This is a genomic window from Blastopirellula sp. J2-11 (assembly GCF_024584705.1).
GTDB lineage: Bacteria > Planctomycetota > Planctomycetia > Pirellulales > Pirellulaceae > Blastopirellula.
The window spans coordinates 4,749,257-4,768,223 of sequence record NZ_CP097384.1 but is presented as its reverse complement, the minus strand read 5'-3'; the positions used below and the strand labels follow the sequence as shown (position 1 = coordinate 4,768,223).

The 18,967-nt window shown below is 58.5% G+C and carries 9 protein-coding genes; all 9 read left to right on the top strand.

Annotated features, from left to right (window positions below):
• Positions 1–23 precede the first annotated feature (23 nt).
• The 9 genes from M4951_RS18790 (at position 24) to M4951_RS18750 (ending at position 18,957) form a co-directional block, all read left to right on the top strand.
• Complete coding sequence (locus tag M4951_RS18790; RefSeq protein WP_262023169.1) at positions 24–1,184, top strand: squalene--hopene cyclase; 1,161 nt, start codon at positions 24–26, stop codon at positions 1,182–1,184.
• Positions 1,185–1,219: 35 nt separating this feature from the next.
• Positions 1,220–3,751, top strand: a complete 2,532-nt coding sequence (locus M4951_RS18785) for a BatA domain-containing protein (RefSeq protein ID WP_262023168.1) — start codon at positions 1,220–1,222, stop codon at positions 3,749–3,751.
• Entirely contained in the window at positions 3,752–6,244 is a 2,493-nt protein-coding gene (locus tag M4951_RS18780; RefSeq protein ID WP_262023167.1) for a hypothetical protein, read from the top strand. It begins immediately after the preceding gene.
• A complete protein-coding gene (locus M4951_RS18775; RefSeq protein WP_262023166.1) occupies positions 6,241–7,932 on the top strand; it encodes a hypothetical protein in 1,692 nt (563 codons plus the stop codon). The genes M4951_RS18780 and M4951_RS18775 overlap by 4 nt, the downstream gene beginning before the upstream one ends.
• Positions 7,929–11,960: a hypothetical protein gene (locus M4951_RS18770; protein ID WP_262023165.1), complete on the top strand. Its 4,032-nt coding sequence runs from the start codon at positions 7,929–7,931 to the stop codon at positions 11,958–11,960. The genes M4951_RS18775 and M4951_RS18770 overlap by 4 nt, the downstream gene beginning before the upstream one ends.
• Before the next feature lie 65 nt (positions 11,961–12,025).
• Positions 12,026–13,057 carry an AAA family ATPase gene (locus M4951_RS18765; RefSeq protein WP_262023164.1) on the top strand — a complete coding sequence of 344 codons (1,032 nt, stop codon included), beginning with the start codon at positions 12,026–12,028 and terminating at the stop codon, positions 13,055–13,057.
• A gap of 18 nt (positions 13,058–13,075) precedes the next feature.
• Positions 13,076–13,981, top strand: a complete 906-nt coding sequence (locus M4951_RS18760) for a DUF58 domain-containing protein (RefSeq protein WP_262023163.1) — start codon at positions 13,076–13,078, stop codon at positions 13,979–13,981.
• Between the two features lie 1,223 nt (positions 13,982–15,204).
• The gene (locus tag M4951_RS18755; RefSeq protein WP_262023162.1) at positions 15,205–17,349 is read left to right on the top strand and encodes a prolyl oligopeptidase family serine peptidase; all 2,145 of its coding nucleotides are present in this window, start codon (positions 15,205–15,207) and stop codon (positions 17,347–17,349) included.
• 234 nt (positions 17,350–17,583) lie between these two features.
• Complete coding sequence (locus M4951_RS18750) at positions 17,584–18,957, top strand: IS4 family transposase (protein ID WP_262022734.1); 1,374 nt, start codon at positions 17,584–17,586, stop codon at positions 18,955–18,957.
• The last annotated feature ends 10 nt before the right edge of the window (positions 18,958–18,967 follow it).

Here is an 18,967-nt window from a genome sequence, read left to right as displayed (position 1 = left end):
TTTTCCTGATCGTTGGACTTGTCGTGCGAGCTTCTCCCTTCTCACCGAAACTTTTCGCTGGCTGGCTCCTTATCGTGATCAGCTTGGCGACCTCTCCCCAATTTGCCGCCGCGCAAGGGGAGTGGGAGATGACGCCAGAAAGCGAAGCCGCGCTCGATCGCGGGCTGGACTGGTTGGCCAAAAACCAAGGTCCGAAAGGAAATTGGGAATCAGATGATCTCGGACTGGTAGGGATGGGGGCGTTGGCGTTTCTTGCTGATGGCCATGCGCCCGGTCGCGGCAAGTATGGTCGCACCGTCGAGCGTGCGGTCGAATATCTGTTGACCAACGCAAAGCCGTCAGGGCTGCTCAACGTCGCTGATGCGCAGCGCGATATGTACAACCATGGGCTTGCGACATTCGTCTTGGGCCAGGCTCACGGCATGACCGGCGATCCACGGATCAACTCGGTGCTTGATCGCTCACTCAAGCTGATCGCGAATACGCAATGCGAAGATGGGGGTTGGGATTATCGTGCGCGTCGACAAGACCATGGTCATGATTTGAGCCTGGCCGTCATGCAAGCCAAAGCGCTGCGCAGCGCCGTCGATAGCGGCTTGGAGGTTCCACCCGAGGTGATTCAGATGGCGATCGCGAGCGTGCGTGATCACTACGAGCCGGAAGGAATTTCGCGCAACGCGCCTGAAACCGAACAAATGAAACGAGCGGGTCAGTTCACCTACTCGCGCAACGGCGGAAAGTCATCGACCGCAATGGCCGCCGCCGGAGTCGTGTGTCTGCAGGAATTTGGCCAATACGATGATTGGCGGATTCGGAAAAATCTAGACATTATCAACGTTAAGATCGAAGAGCTGAAAGGCAAAGAGGAGCGTCACAACGGGAAGCTGCCGTTTGACGCTTACACGATGTACTACGTCGGTCAGGCGTTGTATCAGGTCGGGGGCGATGATTGGAAAAAGTCGTATCCGATTCTTCGTGATCGTGTCATCGGCAGTCAGATCATTCGACCCGATACTCCTCGCGAACATGGCAAATGGGGCGCTGGCGCCCATCTAGGCGGAATGCCCAGCGACCTGTACGGAACTGCGGTCGGTTGCTTTATCTTGGCGATGCCGAATCGCTATTTGCCGATTCTGCAGGAAGGCCGCATTGAAGGCTTGTCGCAGCAGTTTAACTCGAACTAGCACTTCTCTCCTTTTGCGTCTCACAGGCAGCGCTGATGAATTTTCTCCCTTCACTCACGGCAAGCGGTTTCGCGATCGCGGGGCTGTTGTGCGCAGCGGGGCCGATCATCATTCACTTGATGAATCGCCGCCGCTTTCGCACGGTGCACTGGGGAGCGATGGACTTTTTGCAGCAAGCGATGAAACGCAATCGTCGCATCTTGCAGCTGCGCGACATCCTGCTGATGATTTTGCGCACCGCCGCGGTCTTGTTTTTTGGACTGGCGCTTGCGCGTCCTTTTCTCTCGGTTGGCGCAACCGATTTCGACGCGTCGCAGCCGCTCCACGCCGTGTTGGCGATCGACAACAGCATGAGCATGGGGATCGAATCGCTCGACGGAACCTTGCTTGACGAAGCGAAACGTCAAGCGATCGACTTTCTTGATCAGCTTCCGCCCGGCAGTCGCATCAGCGTGATCGCCGCTTGCGGATCGACCCGCACGCCAGCCGTTGATCCTTATCGAACGCGAGAAGACGCCGCCGCCGCTATTTCGGCGATGGACCCGACTGATCGCCCTGCGGATGTCATCGCCGTTGGCAATCAAATCGCGGTCGCCGCCGCGCGAACGCCGCAACTTTCACCGCGCGCGATTTTCTTTACCGATCAACAAGCGGGCGCCTGGGAAGACTTTCGTTCTTCTGCCCAGTGGGAACAGTTTCCCTCGCTCCAGGTGGTCGAGGTCGGTACGGACGATGCGACCAATACTTGGATCTCGGATTTTGAACTGCAAGACGCGCTGGCCGACGTCGATACTCCGTCAACGTTTGTGGTTCGCGTTGCGCATGCAGGCACATCCGCGCGAGAAGACGCGCCGGTCGTCTTTCGCGTCAACGGAGAAGAAGTCGACTCACAGATGATTTCGCTCGAGCCCAACGGCGAGCGCGAGCTCACGTTTGAATATCTGTTTGACGGCATGGCGATTGAACCCGGTAAGTCCACGTCGGTCGCGGTCGAAGTTTCGCTTCCGCCGGATCGCTTGCCGGCCGACGACTCACGTACGATTGTCGCGTCGGTCGTCGCGGCTCTGCCGGTTGTCTTCCTGGATTCGCTGTCAGAAGCGGACGAAGATCCCCGTCGCAATCGTTATGGCGAGACTTGGGCGTTGCGTCGTTTGCTGGCGCCGGTCACCAGTCGCCGCGAAGAACAGCGCCAGTTGATTCAGGTCCGACATCGTCGGCTAGAAGACTTGGACGCTCCCAGTTTGCGGGCCTTGTTAGAAGACGCACGCCTGGCGGTGGTGGGCGGAATCGCCGAGCCGCCGGAGTTTGCCGTCGATGTGCTAACCGAATTTGTGAATCAAGGGGGGCAATTGGTGATCACCGCCGGTGGAGAGTTTGACCCGGCTCGTTGGACGCAAGTTGCGTGGCGCGAGGGGGCGGGAGTTCTGCCGGCGCCGCTCGAACCGATTCCGTTTGGCGTTTCGCTTGACGCCAATGTCGATCGCTTAGAACCGTTCCGCTTGTCGTATGACAGCATGAAAGATAACGCCTACTTTCAACTCTCGGGCCTTTCCGATTCGCAGTTGCTCGATCTTTACGCCGAGCCCCTCTTTTTCAAATCAATCATTCCGCGAGTGGATGCGGCGACGATGGCCGCGGTCGAAAAAGCGGCGCGAGCCAAAGCGAACGAACCGGTCAACGATGACGATATGACGATCGATCGCTGGCTCCTCTGGCGGAATGACGTCACGCGGACCACCGGACTTTCACAAGTCACGGAGAAAGAAACTACGGCAAGCGTTGCTTCGAAAACAGCAGACGGCGAATCGATAGAGAACCAAGAAACGCCGTTTGATCGACGCAACTTGCCACGCGTATTGGCCCGGTTTGACAATGACCAGCCGTTTCTGGTCGAACGCCATATCGGAGATGGCCGAGTTCTGCTGGTTTCGACCGGGATTGATAACCTGTGGAATACCTTACCACGCACTAACGCCGTGTTGATCTTTGATCGCTTGTTGCGGGGGATGCTGGAAATGACTTTGCCGCAGCGGAACTTTCCGACGCTCGCACAAGTTTCGTTGCCGTTGGAATCGGCGTCGACAACGACGATGGTCGAATTAACGCGCCCCGGCGTTGACGGTTCCGAAGAACTGCCGATCGGCTTTTTGGATGATCAAACCCGCGGCGTGACCGTGCCGCAATTGCTGCGCGGCGGCGAGTATCAATTGAAAGTCAGCGAGCGACAACTCAGCAGCGATCCGACCCTTTCGCCCGAGCCGCCGCAAACTTTGATCTTGGCCGTCCAGCCGCAAGCGGACGAATCGCAAATCGATCGATTAACACGCGAAGATTTTGAGGCGCGGGAACTCGGTGAAAAATTAAAATGGATCGCTCCTGGCGAAGTGATCAGTTTGGCTGGCGCTCAAATCCGCGGGCAAGACTGGTGGAAGTACTTGATTGCCCTGGCGCTCGGCTGTTTGCTGATCGAGATGCTGTTGATCGCGCGGCCCGGTTGGGTCGATCGGCTCTTCTCACGCTCGACTGCGACCGATGCGACCCCGCTATCCGAGGAGGCTCGTTCCTAGATGACCGAAACTCTCGGCTGGCTGTTGAACATTCGTAACGCGTCGTCGATTGACCACGTGCAAGTTTCGCTGGCGGCGCCATGGGCCAGCGGGAACGCCTTTTGGGTGATCCTGGGCTGCGCCGCGGCATTTGCAGCGTCTCTTTGGTTTTATGCGAAGTTTCATCCTCGTCTTAGCGGCGGGGCTCGCTATGCGCTGGGCGCAGCGCGCGGCTTGCTGCTGGCGCTATTGATCTTTACGTTGGCAGATCCCATTTTGCAAGTCACTGCGACCAATGATCCGGAGCCTGTCGTGTACGCCGTATTCGACGGAACGGAAAGCATGACGATTGCGGACGACTTGCTGCCCGAAACGCGTGAGGCGCTGGCCGCCGTTGTAGGACTACCGACGCAAGGGAGTTCTGCAGCGCTGGGGACCTCTGAGTCTGCGGTCGCCTCGCGCGCCCAATGGTTACAAGCCTATCTGCAAAACCCCGCTGGCAATCTGTTGACCCGGCTGGCCGCAGAGCGAGGAGTTCAAATCGAGCCCTTTATTTTCGACGGTCAAAATACGAGCCGTTTGCGTCGCCTGTTGCGAGAAGAAGAGAAGTCGGACGCGACCGATCTTGCGGACGCAGCGCTCGAGTTGACGACTGAGGGCCGCGTCACCGCGCTGGGCGACATGCTGCACGATTTATCGGCGCAACATCGCACCAGTCGCTTGGCGAGCGTCCTTCTCTTCAGCGACTTCGCGCAAAACGCAGGCGCACCGCCGCTCAACGAGTCACGCAGCGGTCTGAGCCCGGTCCAACGAGTCGGCGCTCCGATTTATACGATCGGCTTGGGCTCCCATTCGGCGGTTGATATCGCCGTCGACGTGCAGCCTCCTCCGAAAATGAAAAAAGCGGAGCGGGCCACGATCGCCGTTCGGGTCAATCAATCGGGGCTGACCGGCGAAACGGTCGATGTGAACGTCTATGCCGAACCGCTGGAAGGGGAGTCGCTGACCGGGATGTCGCGTATCACCGTCGGAACCGAAACGTTGACGCTCGATTCCAGCGTGATGTATATCGATATGCCGTTCACGCCAGAACAGGCTGGCCGCTTCGCCTTTATCGCCGAAGTCGCGCCGCAAATCGGTGAAGCGACCCTAGAAAACAATACTTCCGTTCGCGCGGTGAACATCATTGACGATTATCTTCGTTTGATGTTTGTCGAGAACGAACCGACCTGGGAATGGCGCTTTGTCAAAGAAGTGTTCCATCGGGATCGCTTGGTCGGCATGCGAGGGTTTCGCACATTTCTCCGCTCCGCCGATCCCAAAGTGCGACAGAATAACGAACTGTTTCTGCCGACGCTTACTCCGCAGCGGAGCGAGTTTTTCGCCAACGACGTGATCTTTCTCGGCGACATGCCTTCGTCGGCGCTCAGCGATCGCTTTTGCGAAATGACCAAAGAGTTTGTCGGGCAGTTTGGCGGTGGACTGGTCGTGATTGCTGGTCCCCGCTTTGGACCGTCGCAGCTTAACGGAACGGCGCTGGCCGACATGTTGCCGGTCAAGGTCGACGGATCGATGGCGCTGCGCGATGACAAAGAATTTGAGCCGCGGCTGACTCCGCTTGGACTGCAAACCGACTTCATGCAACTGGGCGATACGAACGATCGCCGTGAGAACATCGCCGCCTGGAAATCGCTTGGCAAGCTTCCCTGGTATCAACCGGTGCAGGGGGTTCACTCGCAAGCGACCGTCCTGGCCGAGCATCCGTTTGACCTATGCGCCGATGGCAAAACGCCGCAGCCGTTGATCGCGATTCGTCGCTATGGCGCCGGCGAAGTGGTCTATATCAGCTTCAACGAATTGTGGCGTCTGCGTCGCATGCACGGCGAAAAATATTATCGCCAGTTCTGGTCGCAGTTGATCAATCGACTGGGACTGAGCCACGCGCTGGGCGCTCAAAAGCGATTTGTGGTGCGAGCGGAGCGGGATCAATACTTGGTGGATGAAAAAGCGTTGATCTCGGTCGAAGCGTACGACGAAAATTTTGAGCCCCTTTCGGCGGCTACTTTGGCGGGCGGAGCGTTGCAAGGAGAACTAGAAACGCCTGACGATTCAGGCCGCGCCTTGTCGCCGCGCGAGATCACGATTCCAGAACTGCGAACAGGCCGCTTTGAGATCCGCGTTCCCGTCAATCGTCAAGGACAATATGTGGTGCGCGTCAAAGACCCCGTGACCGACAAGGTCAGTGAGGTCCGCTTTCAGGCGACCGGGGCATCGGCTGAACTGCGCAGCGCCGTCCGAAATGTTAGTTTGCAAAACGACATCGCCCAGCAGTCCGGCGGAATTGCGGTGGAACTGCAGGAGATTGACGCGTTGTTCGACAAAATCGAATTGAAAGATGTTCGCGAAGAAGTGACCCGCAACGAACCGCTCTGGGGGACGCCGCTCTGGTTCGTCTTGCTGGTCGGCTTGATGTTGGGTGAATGGTACTCGCGAAAGAGGGCGAATCTGGCATGACCCGCAGCAAACTTAATCAACTTCGTTGGCAACTGCAAAAGCTGCGACAGGCGCGCCGGAGCGTCCGGTTGGGAAGTGCGCTGGCGGTCATCGTGGGTAGTCTGCTGTTGGCGTTGTTGATCCTGTTGGGACTCGATGTCGCGCTGGAGATGAACCTCGTCCAACGCGTGATCGTGATGGCGATCGCGACGGTGACGTTGATCTGGGCCTGGCGCCGCTTCGCCGCGCCATGGCTGGGTACTCGCGAAACGATGCTCGATATGGCGATGATGGTCGAACGCCGTCACGGGATCGAAAGCGATCTGGTCGGCGCGCTGCAATTTGAAACGCCGGACGCCGCCAAGTGGGGTTCGCCCGAATTGGAATCGGCAGTGATTGATTATGTGGCCGATCTCGGCGGCGACATCGACGTGTTTGACGGATTCGACAGCAGCCCACTGCGTCGCCGGGCAATCTGGGCGACCATCATTCTGGTCATTGCGATCGGCACGGTCACGTTTGCGCCGCGTCATGTGATGACCTTTCTGCAGCGGCTGGCGCTAAGCGACGTTCATTACCCGACCAAGACGACGATCGAGTCGCTCCGCATCGGCGGCGTCGATGTAGATCCTGCGCAAGCCGCCACAACCGTCGTAAAGATTGGCTTTGGGCAGCCGTTTGACGTGCAAGTGCATGCCAGCGGCGTGTTGCCGGCGAGCGGAAAGTTTGCGCTCTCTGGAAAGAGCGGCGCTACGACGTTGGACCTGTTGCCGGAAGAGACGAACGCAGATAGTTCGCCGAAAGGCGATTTTATCGCGACGTTGCCCCGTCTGATGGAGCCGGCCATCTATCAAATTGCGCTCGGGGACGCCTGGACCGATCCGGCGCGGATTGAAGTGATGCCGCTGCCGACGATCGAGACCGAGATGTCCGTCACCCCGCCGGAATATGCCGCCGGATTAGAGAGCGACAACTCGGCGCGCGGTCTTCAGCGTGCCGTTTTGGAAGGGAGTCGCGTCGACTTGCAACTGACCAGCAGCAAGCCGCTGGCCTCGGCGCTGCTGCATTTAACAATCGGCGAAGAGACCGAAACGGTCGAATTGGTCGCCGCCGACAAACAACAACTGGCCAGGAAGTTGCCGATCGGCGAAACGCCGTTTTCAAGCGTTGCGGCGCCGATTCGATTTGAGTTGGAAATGCAAGACGAAGATGGCCTGTCGCCGCAGTTTGTTCCCCGCGGCTATTTACGTTTGAAAAACGATCGTGCTCCACAGATCGCAGCCAGCGCCATACATCGCGTCGTGCTACCAACGGCGACGCCGGTGATCGCGTTCCGCACGAGCGACGACTATGGCGTTGCGTCGGTCCAGTTGCGTTTGAAAATCGAACGGGGCGATGATGAACTGGCCGAAGAATCGTATGAATTGCTCGACTCGCCGCTAAAAGCGAGTCAGCTTCCCTACTCCGACGATTTCGCTTTGCCGTTGTCGGGGCTGATGCTGGAAAAGGGAGATCGTCTGAGCGTCACCCTCGAAGCGCGCGACTGGCGCGGTCGCGGCGAAGGCGCTATCGCCAACAGCGAACCGCTGGTGCTCGAAGTATCGGACGAAAGCGGCGTGCTGGCTGCCATTTCGGAAGCGGACCAGCGTTCCGAAGAACAACTCACCGAAATCATCAAACGTCAACTCGGAATTGGAGAGGCGCGATGAGGCAATACGTAAGAACTGCAATCGCTACGGCGATCATGCTGACCGCGACATCGTTGGCCGGCGCACAAGAGTTAAATTCGACGACCTTGCGACGACGCGAAATCGCCCAAGAACGCGCCCAGGCAATGGCCCGCGATCTGGTCACCAGCATTCTTGATATCCAACTGCGTCAGTTTGAAGAAAACGGCTTGGCCAAGATGCCGGTCTATGTCGAAATCAAAACGATGCGCGACAATGTCGACGGATTGGTCGGATCCGAGATGCAGATGGTCGTCGAATTGCTGGTTCAAGCGCAAGAAGGGGATCAGCCGACTCGGTTAAAGCATTTTAACGCAGCGCGAGATCAAATCCGCGAAGTGGTGCTTGCGCTCATGGCAGAACGGCAACGTCTGTATCGCCGTTTGCAAATCGCCAAACTTGCGGCGCAGGTCCGCGAACTGATCGCGATCGAAGAGAAGACCCGCGACCGCACGGTCGGTCTGCTCGATCAGCCGATGCAGCAGCGCGAATCGATCGCGCTGGGCGTGATTCAAGATCAACGCGATGTGGCGGGGCTGTTTTTGCGACTTGTCCACGATTTGACGGATGTCACCGAGTGGGGCGGCAAAGTTGGAGCCGGCGCCGCCGATGGGGTGCGCATTCTGAAAGCGGCGGAAACCGGCGTCCATCTCGACACGGCGGATAAAAATCTCTCGACCGGGCAATACTCCGAAGCAGGCGAAGAGCAGACCGAAGTAATCAAAGGGCTGAAACGCCTGCTCGAAAAGCTGGAAGAGACTCGCGGCCTGATCAGCAGCGATCGGGACGCGGCTCGTAAGCTGATCGAGCAGATCACCAAGAAGCAGGAAGAGTTGCGAGAAACGACCAAAGAGACCGACTTGACGCAATTGACGCCAGACGCGTTGACTGAGGCACAGGAAGACGTTCGAAACGATTTGGGTAAGTTGGCGCAACAGTTGGAAGATTTCGAGCCGCTCCAACCCTTATTGGAACAGAGCAAAGCGGCCGCTCATGACGCGGTGGCCGAACTGTTTGAAGGAGATCAAGCCGAAGCGCTGGCCGATCAAAGCGAGGTCTTGGGCGCGCTGGCCGAATTAGCCCACCAGTTAGACTCGGCGGCGCCGAAAGATGACGCCGACAAGAGCGCTGACGAATTAGCGGCCGAGGTGCAGAAGCTGGAAGCGCTTCAAGAGAAACTGACAGCAACGGCCCAAGAACAAGCCGCTGCGGAAGAAGCCGCGATGAATGATCCTGCCGCCGCACAAAAAAAAGAAGCGAGCGTCGCGGAAGAACTGGCGCACTTGGCCGATGACGCGTCGCCGGCGCCGGTTGAATCTCGGCTGTTGGACGCCCAGGAAGCGGCGACTGATGCGGCGGACGCGCTAAAGATGGCGAAAGAAGATGCGTCGCCCGAGGCGCAGCAATCGGCTCAAGAAGCGATGCAACAAGCGTCGGAAGCGATTGAGAAAGCCCAGGCCGAAACCGCCGCACAACTTGCCGACTTGAAACGGAAGCAGCTTGCGGTCGAAGTAGGCGAACTGGCGCGAGCGGCCGAAGCGCTCGAACGTGCCGCCGCCGCTGAACGTGACGTCGCGGCCGACGCGAAAGAAGCGGCCGCGCTGCCAGGCGAAGAATCGCAAGCGGCGGCGGCCGATCTGGCCGTGACGCAAGAACAAGTGAAAAAGGTCGCCAACGACGTTTCCGCCGGCCTGGAGAAGACGGCGCCCCAAGTTGCCGAGATGCTCAAAAAATCGGAACCAGCAATTGCCTCCGCGGCGAAAGATTTGGCTTCCGCCGCCGATGCGAAGAACCCCGACAAGTCAGCGCCGCAGCTCAAGAAAGCCGCCGAGGCCGCCCAATCCGCTGGTGAATCGCTGAAGCAAGCCGCCGCCGAGCTGCGCAAAGAAGCAGGCAAAGCGGCGCAAGAGTTGGCCGAGATGACCGGCCAACAACTGGCGCATACGACCTCCACTAAAGAAGCCGTCAAAGAGTCGCTCGACAACGCCGCTTCCGGTGAAAATCTTGAGCAACTTCAAGCGGCGCAAGAGAAGATTGCCGCCGCGCAAATGGAGCAGATGAAAGCCGAGGGGAAATCAGCCGCCGCCGAAGCGCAGCAGCTCGCCCAAGAGATCGGGAAGCTCGCCCAGATGCAGCAGGAAGCCAACAACGCGGCCGCTGAACTGAGTCAAGGCAAAGCGAACTCGCCGGTCGACGCCGCCGCCCAACAACAGCAAGTCTCCGACGAAGCGGAAGGGCTTGCCCAACAGACGGACGGCGCCATAGCCGAGGCGCTGCAAAATGCGGAGAAAGCCGCCGCTGCAGCCGCCAAGGAAACCCTGAGCGGTGATCCCAACAAAGCGGCCGCGGCTCGCGAGGAAGCAGCCGCCCAACTTGCTTCGGCGCAGCGCAAAGCACAACAAATGGCGGCGGAGAAAGCCGCCGAACCGGCTGGGCAACCCAATGCCGCCGCTCAAGGGAAAGCGGCCGATCTCGCCGCCGAAGCGGCGCAGCTCGCCGCTGACGCAGCACCCGAAGCGGCGGCCGCAGCACAACAAGCGGCCGACGCAGGCGAAGCGGCCGCGAAGAGCCTCGCCCAAGGCGAATCAGAGGGCGCCGCCCAAAGTCAGACCGAAGCGGACAAGTCGCTGGGGGACGCCGCCCAAAAGTTGGCCAGCGCCATCGATCAAGCCGCCCAGCAGTTGGCCAAAGATCTGGTCAAACAAACGCCGCAGTTGGATCAACTCGCCCAGCAAGCGGGCGCCGTTGATCCCAATGCCGCGTCGGCGCTTCGTCAGGCCGAGCAAGCCAGCCAGGAAGGCGCCGAAATGAACAGCCCGCAGGGTGATTCTCCCGCGTCCCCTGCACCCGGCGAAATGCAACAAGCGGCCGACAGCGCACAGCGCAGCTTGCAACAGGCGGCGGCCGCTCTGACCGCGCGAGAGCAACAGTTAGCGCGTGACAAATCGATCGCCGAAGCGCTGGCGGCCCTCGCTCAGCAGCAGCAAAATGCGCGTGATGAGATGGATCGCCAGGCCGATGCGCTCGCCGAAAACATGCCGAGCCCCCCGCAGGGCGAAACGGCGGAAGGCCAAACTCCGCCGCCGATTTCTCCCGCTGCGGCCGCCGCAGCTCAGCAACTTGCGAACGCTTCGCGCCAATTTGCCGAAGCCCAAACCGCCACCGGACAAGGCGCCCAGCAGATTTCAGGTCAGCAGGAAGTCGCTAACCAGCCGCTTCGTGAAGGCCTGGAAGCTGCTTCCCAGTTGCCGTTGCCCGAGCAGTCACTCGCGCAGGCGCCTCCGGCCAGCGATCTCGCGATGGGCGAAACCGGCGCCGAGTTGAACTCGTCTGGTCAGTCGCCCGGCGGCGAAGGAAACCAGCCTGCTTCCCACAATCAACAACTGGGGCAGCCTGCTCTGGGACAAGGCCCCGGTGAACAAATGGCCGCCGGCGATGCATCGCAAGCGATGCCAGGCGCCGGGCAAGACTTGGGCCCGACTAGCAACGAACTAGGAACCGGCCTGGTGCCGAACTCGCCGCAAGCGACGGCCGACGCGATCGCAGGCGGCCAAGCGGTCCAACAAGCGCTGCAGGCGATGCCTGCAGCGCCGCAAGGCGGGATGCCAGGTCAAGTGACAGGAGCGCCGCGACCTGGCGTTGGGGATGGCCCCACGGCGCAAGCTCCCGCGCCAGCTGCCGCCAGCGCGGCGACACCAGGGCAGCAACCGCAGCCTGGCGCTACGTCAAGCGTCGCCGCGGCAGGCGGAACTTCGCAGGGAGGGGAACAAACGCAAAACCAGGATGGCGCCGATATGCCGCTGTCACTTTCTCCGGAACCAGAGGGGGGCGATTCGCGGGGAAGCGAAACTGCTGGGGATAGCGACGCCAAGTCGCGGCGCTTCGACAACGAACCATGGTTCGCCAAGCTTCCTCCGGGACTGCAAAAAGCGATTCAAGCTGGCGCTCGGCGTGAACCGCCGCGCGGGTACGAGCAGCGGCTCCGCCGTTATTTTGAGAACATCGACTAACAAAAACCGGAACGAAAATACATATCCAACGGCGATTTTCTCGCCTCCATTTTGAGGAGCCTTCGATGAGCAGCGAACCGATTTCGCAAGACGACGTCGCCGCCGTGCAGCGGTGCGAACAAGCGTACGGACGGATTCGTGATGAACTAGCCAAAGTGATCGTCGGGCAGAACGATGTCGTCGAACAAGTCCTCGTGGCGATGTTCGCTCGCGGACACGCGCTGCTGGAAGGCGTGCCGGGTTTGGCTAAAACGTTGTTGATTAGCTCGCTCTCGGACGCACTGCATCTGACGTTCAAGCGGATTCAATTTACGCCGGACCTGATGCCGAGCGATGTGACTGGCACCGAAGTAATTCAGGAAGATCCCGAAACGCGTCAACGCGGCTACAAGTTTTTGCCGGGACCGTTATTCGCAAACCTCTTGTTGGCGGACGAAATCAACCGAACGCCTCCCAAGACGCAAGCGGCGATGCTGGAAGCGATGCAAGAGCGTCAAGTCAGCGCCGGCGGTTCCGTGCATAAGTTGCCTGATCCGTTCTTCGTCTTGGCGACGCAAAACCCGCTAGAACAGGAAGGGACCTATCCGCTGCCTGAAGCGCAGTTGGATCGCTTTCTGTTGCATATCAAGGTCGATTATCCAAGCGGCGCCGAAGAATGGGATATCGCGCGTCGCGTCACTACTAATCAAATGGGGAAGATCGAACCGTGCGTCAGCGGCGCCGAGATCCAAGAGTTCCAAAACTTGGTTCGCCGCGTGCCGGTCAGCGATCAAGTTCTTGGTTACGCATGGGCGCTGATTCGCGCAACGCGCACCGGTCAGCCGGAAGCGCCGGACTTTGTCAACAAATGGGTTGCTTGGGGCGCCGGTCCGCGTGGATTGCTTACGCTGGTTACCTGTGCGAAAGCTCGCGCTATTTTGTACGGACGGTATCATGCCAGCGTCGCCGATGTGCAAGCGGTCGCCAAACCGGCGTTGCGACATCGCATCGCCGGCAACTACGCCGCCCAGGCGAACAACCTGTCGAGCGAAGATTTGATCGGCATGCTGTTAGAAGCGATTCCCGCCGACAAAAAGTATGAACGTCCCGCCGCGTAGTTTGCCGAAAGCCTAGCGATGTCCAGTAGCGTTTTAGCACGTTATCTCGATCCTGAAGTCCTGAGCCGCGTCGCCGGTCGCAGCATTGAACCGCGCGGCCTGGTGATGGGAAACCTTGCCGGCGCGCATCGTTCGCCTGCATCTGGTTTCGCCGTCGAATTTGCTGGGCATCGCGAGTATGTCCCCGGCGACGATCCGAAGCATATCGACTGGCGCATCTATTTCACACGCGACAAGTACTTCATCAAGCAGTACGAGATGGAGACGAACTTTACGTGCCATCTGCTGCTCGATATCAGTTCGTCGATGCGTTACGGCGAAGGAGACGAACAAAAGCTGCTGTATGCGTCGCGTATGGCGACCGTCTTAGGACATAGCATCGTGCGCCAAAGTGACAAAGTTTCGCTCGCGACGTTCGATACCCACATCCGCGGGCACATTCGCGCGAGCAACTCGATGCATCAAGTGGTGCGTATGACGCAACACTTGGATGAAGTCGAGGCGATCGAAAAGACCAACCTGGCCCAGTGTCTAAGCGAGTTGGCCGAACGGATGCAGCGCCGCGAGATCGTGATGATCTTCAGCGACTTTTTCGGTGATTTGGAATCGGTGGAAGCGGCGATACAGCGTCTCCGGTTTAGCAAGCACGAAGTAGTTCTCTTTCAAGTGATGCACCATGACGAACTCTATTTCGATATGGATGGCATGGTCCGGTTTGTCGGCCTGGAAGTCGCCGAGCAATATCTGGCCCAGCCAGAAGATCTGCGCACCGCCTATCTCGAAGCGGTCGGCGCTTTCAACGCCCAGTTGGAGGAGATCGCGCTGCGGAACGGCTGCGATCATGTGCTGGTCGATACGCGTGAGGATATGGCCGGCATGTTCGCCGATTATTTGAACAAACGGATGCGCATGCCGCGCCGCTAGAGCAGAACATCCGTCCGGGCTGAAAAGAGTGCTGGGCTGAGCTGCTTGTTCGACGAGACATCCTTAGACCGGACCTCGTCATTTTTTTTTCGTCCAGCGGGTTGAACTGAACCAATCCAATACAAGCCCGAGTGCGCAAGCCGAGGGAATATAGCCTCCCTTTCAAATGATGAAGGCCCGATAGGACAGGGTTGGACCGGATCGGACAAGGTTGGATCGGATCGGACAGGGTTGGATCGGATCGGACAAGGTTGGATCGGATCGGACAAGGTTGGATCGGATCGGACAAGGTTGGATCGGATCGGACAAGGTTGGATCGGATCGGACAAGGTTGGATCGGATCGGACAGGGTTGGATCGGATCGGACAAGGTTGGATCGGATCGGACAAGGTTGGATCGGATCGGACAAGGTTGGATCGGATCGGACAGGGTTGGATCGGATCGGACAGGGTTGGATCGGATCGGACAAGGTTGGATCGGATCGGACAAGGTTGGATCGGATCGGACAAGGTTGGATCGGATCGGACAGGGTTGGATCGGATCGGACAAGGTTGGATCGGATCGGACAAGGTTGGATCGGATCGGACAAGGTTGGATCGGATCGGACAGGGTTGGATCGGATCGGACAGGGTTGGATCGGATCGGACAAGGTTGGATCGGATCGGACAAGGTTGGATCGGATCGGACAAGCTTGGATCGGATCGGACAAGCTTGGATCGGATCGGACAAGGTTGGATCGGATCGGACAGGGTTGGACCGGACCGGACTGCTGAGTTTTTTGCCACCAAATTCCCCCGTTTTTCTGAGTGTTAGTTTGGGGACTGTTTTGCTACGACAGGCCAAGGCTTGGCCTACGGTTTCGTCCGTTGGCTCTTTTGGCTGACCAGCGCGCGTATTGATTCCTCGGTTGTTGCCTATTCGACGCCCATGTCGTACGCTTCGTCAAGAGACAATTTTTCCAGGCCCCAAGCGTCTCGTTCGAAGCCGACTCGACCAGTTTGGCGCCGTTAGCTTCTTGGAGGTAGGACGTTTTCTCACCGGCAGGCCAGTTTTTCTGCAGCGCTGGGGCGCGATCCCCGAAAAATCAAAAATTCTCGGCGATGTTTCCGCCGATTTGCGGAAGACCCAACCTTGCCGCGTGGGCTAAGATTGGGGGATGTCGTTCGCTCTGGACGATCCTCGGGTCACTTAGACCGTCGCAGTCGAAACAGGAAATTCTCGATATGATGTTGCGAATTGCGGTTGGCGCCGCGTGTACCTGGTTGATTTTGATAACGGCTCCCCTGGCTGTGGTGAGCGGCGAAGAAAGTACGAAGGCGGAAAGCGTGAGCAGCGAAACGGACCCCTATGCGTGGCTAGAAGATGTCGAAGGCGAACAGGCGCTTGATTGGGTGCGAGCACGAAACGCACTGTCGCAGGCCAAGCTGGAAAGCGATCCCAGCTTCGAGCAGCTGCGCGACGATTTGCTGGCGATTTTTGATTCCAACGAGCGAATTCCCTTCGTCCGCAAGCGGGGCGATTTCTACTACAACTTCTGGCGCGACGAAAAGAACGAACGGGGAGTCTGGCGACGAACCACGCTTGACGAATACAAAAAAGAGGAGCCCCAGTGGGAAGTTCTGCTCGACCTGGACGAACTTGCCAAAGCCGAGAACGAAAACTGGGTTTGGAGCGGCGCTCAACTGCTGCGTCCCGATTACACGCGCTGTTTGCTCAGCATGTCGCGCGGCGGCGCCGACGCCGATGTCACACGTGAGTTTGATCTGACGACGCGTAAATTTGTCGAAGATGGATTCAATCGTCCGGAAGCGAAGGGAGGGATGAGCTGGATCGACATCGACCATGTCTTCATCTCGACCGATTTTGGTCCCGGCTCGCTGACGAGTTCCGGCTATCCGCGGATCGCCAAGCTTTGGACGCGCGGCGTGAAGCTGGAAGAGGCCAAGGTCGTGTACGAGGGAGCGTTAACCGATTTATCGATCAGCGCTTCGCATGACAATACGCCTGGATATGAGCGGAACTTTGTCCGTCGTGCGATCGCGTTCTATAACAACGAGATTTATCTGCTGAAAGAAGACGGCTCGCTCGCCCAGATCGAAGCGCCGAACTCGGCCGGAAAGGGAGTTCATCGCGACTATCTAACGCTGGAACTACGAGACGCATGGACCGTCGGCGACAAAACCTACGCGGCTGGTTCGTTGATCGTCGCCAACTTTGACGACTTCATGGCGGGCAAACGTGAGTTTACAGTTTTGTTCGAGCCGAATGATCGCAGCGCTTTGTCAGGCTACAGCTTTACGAAAGACTATTTGCTGCTGAACGTGCTGGAGGATGTCGCGAGCAAGCTATTGGTGATGAAAGCGGAAGCCGACGGCAGTTGGACGAAAACCCCGCTGGTCGGCGCTCCGACTTTAGGCAAGGTCAGCGTTTCGCCGGTCGACCCCGATGAGTCGAACGACTATTTCATGACCTCGACTGACTATCTGACGCCGACCACGCTTTACATGGGCGAAGTCGGCAAAGAGCCGGAAGTGTTGAAGTCGATGCCGGAGTTTTTCGATGCGACCGGTTTGAAAGTGACGCAGCACTTCGCGACGAGCAAAGACGGCACGCAGATTCCGTACTTCATGCTTTACCGCGACGAGATGAAGTACGACGGCGGCAATCCGACGCTGCTGTATGGTTACGGTGGATTTGAAGTCTCGCTGCAACCAGGCTATCGCGCTACCGTGGGCCGCGCCTGGTCGACGCAAGGAGGCGTTTATGTCGTCGCCAACATCCGCGGCGGCGGCGAATATGGTCCCCGTTGGCACCAAGCGGCGCTGAAGGAGAAGCGTTTAAAAGCGTATGAAGATTTCGCCGCGGTCGCGCAAGATCTGATCGATCGTAAAGTGACTTCGACCGAGCATTTGGGGATTCAAGGGGGATCGAACGGCGGTCTGTTGGTTGGCAACATGGTCGCTTTGTATCCGGACCTGTTTAAAGCGGCCGTCTGTCAGGTTCCGCTGCTCGACATGAAACGGTACAGCCATCTGTTGGCGGGCGCTTCTTGGATGGCCGAATATGGCAATCCTGATGTGCCGGAAGAATGGGAGTTTATCCGAACCTATTCGCCGTACCACAACGTGAAAGCAGACGTCGACTATCCGACTGTTTTCTTTACCACATCAACGCGTGACGATCGCGTCCATCCTGGCCACGCGCGGAAGATGTTCGCCAAGATGGAAGCGTGGGGCAAAGATGTTCTCTACTACGAAAACATCGAAGGAGGACACGGCGGCGCCGCCAACAATCGCCAGTCTGCGTTCATGACCGCGATGGCGTTCACCTTCCTCAAGCAACAACTGTTTCCGCCGGCAAAAGAATAAGCGGCCGCGGATGTAACGCAGTAGAAAAAGGGAGGCCAGCAGAAAAATGGGGTCAGACCCGAATGGCACGAGCTTAAAGCCTCCGCCCCAGGATGCGGTAACCGTCGAAAGGTGCTGTCGCAAGATCTTGCGACAGCAGGTGCTCGTCACTGCAACTTAGCGAGATGATTTGAAAAGACGGCGGAGCTTCGCTGAATTGGTGGTGTAACAATCGCCGTTTCAGGAGGCCCCGCCGTGTCTGATCAGTTTAACGCTTCGCCGCAGGAAGTTCAAAGCAAGTTCCGTAACGTTTCGATCTTCGTCAGCGAGTTGCTGCTGCCCAACGGCGTTGTCACCGCGATCTGTCAAGAGATCGGCTTCTCGTTTCGGCAGCGCATCTATTCGCCGATGGTCGTCGTGTGGATGTTCGTCATGCAGACGCTGTCAGCCGATCATAGTTGTCAGCAAGTCGTCACTCGTCTCAACGCCTGGCGAATGGCGCAGGGGCTGCCGCGCTGCAGCGGCGACACCACTTCCTATTGCCAAGCGCGGCGCCGCTTGCCGATTGCATTGTTTCAACGACTGCTCGCTTGGACGGCGCGAAAGTGCGATGAAGCTGGCGTCGGCGATTGGCGGTTCCAGGGACGCGAAGTGGTCATCGTCGACGGCACGACCGTCACGATGGCTGACACCCGCGCGAATCAAACCGCCTATCCGCAAATGAAAAGCCAGAAGCCTGGCTGCGGCTTCCCCTTGACGCGGATCGTGCATCTCTTTTCGTTAGCGACCGGCGCGGCGACGATGTTTGCGATGGGACGTTACGCCGGCAAGGAGACAGGCGAGACGTCACTGTTGCGAACGCTCTTGTCGCAGTTTCACTCGGGAGAAATCGTGCTCGCCGATCGTTACTACGCCAGCTTCTGGCTGCTCGCTTTATCGGAACTGCGCGGGATCGATATCGTGGCTCGCGCGCACCATCTTCGCAAAATCGACTTTCGCCGAGGCTTGCGCCAAGGGGACTGCGATCAGGTCGTGAGCTATTCGAAGCCGCAGCGGCCGACGTGGATGACGCAGCGGGAATATGAAAGCTACCCGTCGTCGATTCTCGTACGTCACTTGCGATATCAAGTCACGCAGCGCGGATTTCGGACGCGTCAAATCACGTTGGCGACGACGCTGCTACAGGCTGACGTTTATCGAGCGGAAGACTTGGCCGATTTGTATCGTCGCCGCTGGCAAGCGGAGTTGCATATCCGGAGCTTGAAAACGCAAATGCAAATGGACCACCTCCGCTGCAAAAGTCCGGCGATGGTTGTGAAGGAACTTCACTGCCACATGATCGGCTACAATCTGGTGCGGGCCGCGATGCTGGCGACGGCGTTGAAATTTCGCCTGCCTCCGTGGCGGCTCAGCTTTACCGGAGCGATGCAAGCGATCGAAGAGTTCGCCGCCGCACTCCGCTGGAACACGAAGCAACAAGAGTCCCAGTGGGAAAACCTCTTGCAAACGATCCGCCAACTGGAAGTCGGCGCTCGCCCTGACCGGAATGAACCACGAGAACTTAAACGGCGGCCGAAAGCGTATAAACTAATGCAAACGCCTCGAAATCGTTACGCAACAGCGGCTTAGAGTTAAGCTC

What these genes read in the sequence shown, in the direction of transcription:
- M4951_RS18770 (WP_262023165.1), top strand. Translation starts at nt 7,929, where the DNA reads ATGAGGCAATACGTAAGAACTGCAATCGCTACGGCGATCATGCTGACC.
- M4951_RS18785 (WP_262023168.1), top strand. Translation starts at nt 1,220, where the DNA reads ATGAATTTTCTCCCTTCACTCACGGCAAGCGGTTTCGCGATCGCGGGG.
- M4951_RS18780 (WP_262023167.1), top strand. Translation starts at nt 3,752, where the DNA reads ATGACCGAAACTCTCGGCTGGCTGTTGAACATTCGTAACGCGTCGTCG.
- M4951_RS18760 (WP_262023163.1), top strand. Translation starts at nt 13,076, where the DNA reads ATGTCCAGTAGCGTTTTAGCACGTTATCTCGATCCTGAAGTCCTGAGC.
- M4951_RS18755 (WP_262023162.1), top strand. Translation starts at nt 15,205, where the DNA reads ATGATGTTGCGAATTGCGGTTGGCGCCGCGTGTACCTGGTTGATTTTG.
- M4951_RS18765 (WP_262023164.1), top strand. Translation starts at nt 12,026, where the DNA reads ATGAGCAGCGAACCGATTTCGCAAGACGACGTCGCCGCCGTGCAGCGG.
- M4951_RS18775 (WP_262023166.1), top strand. Translation starts at nt 6,241, where the DNA reads ATGACCCGCAGCAAACTTAATCAACTTCGTTGGCAACTGCAAAAGCTG.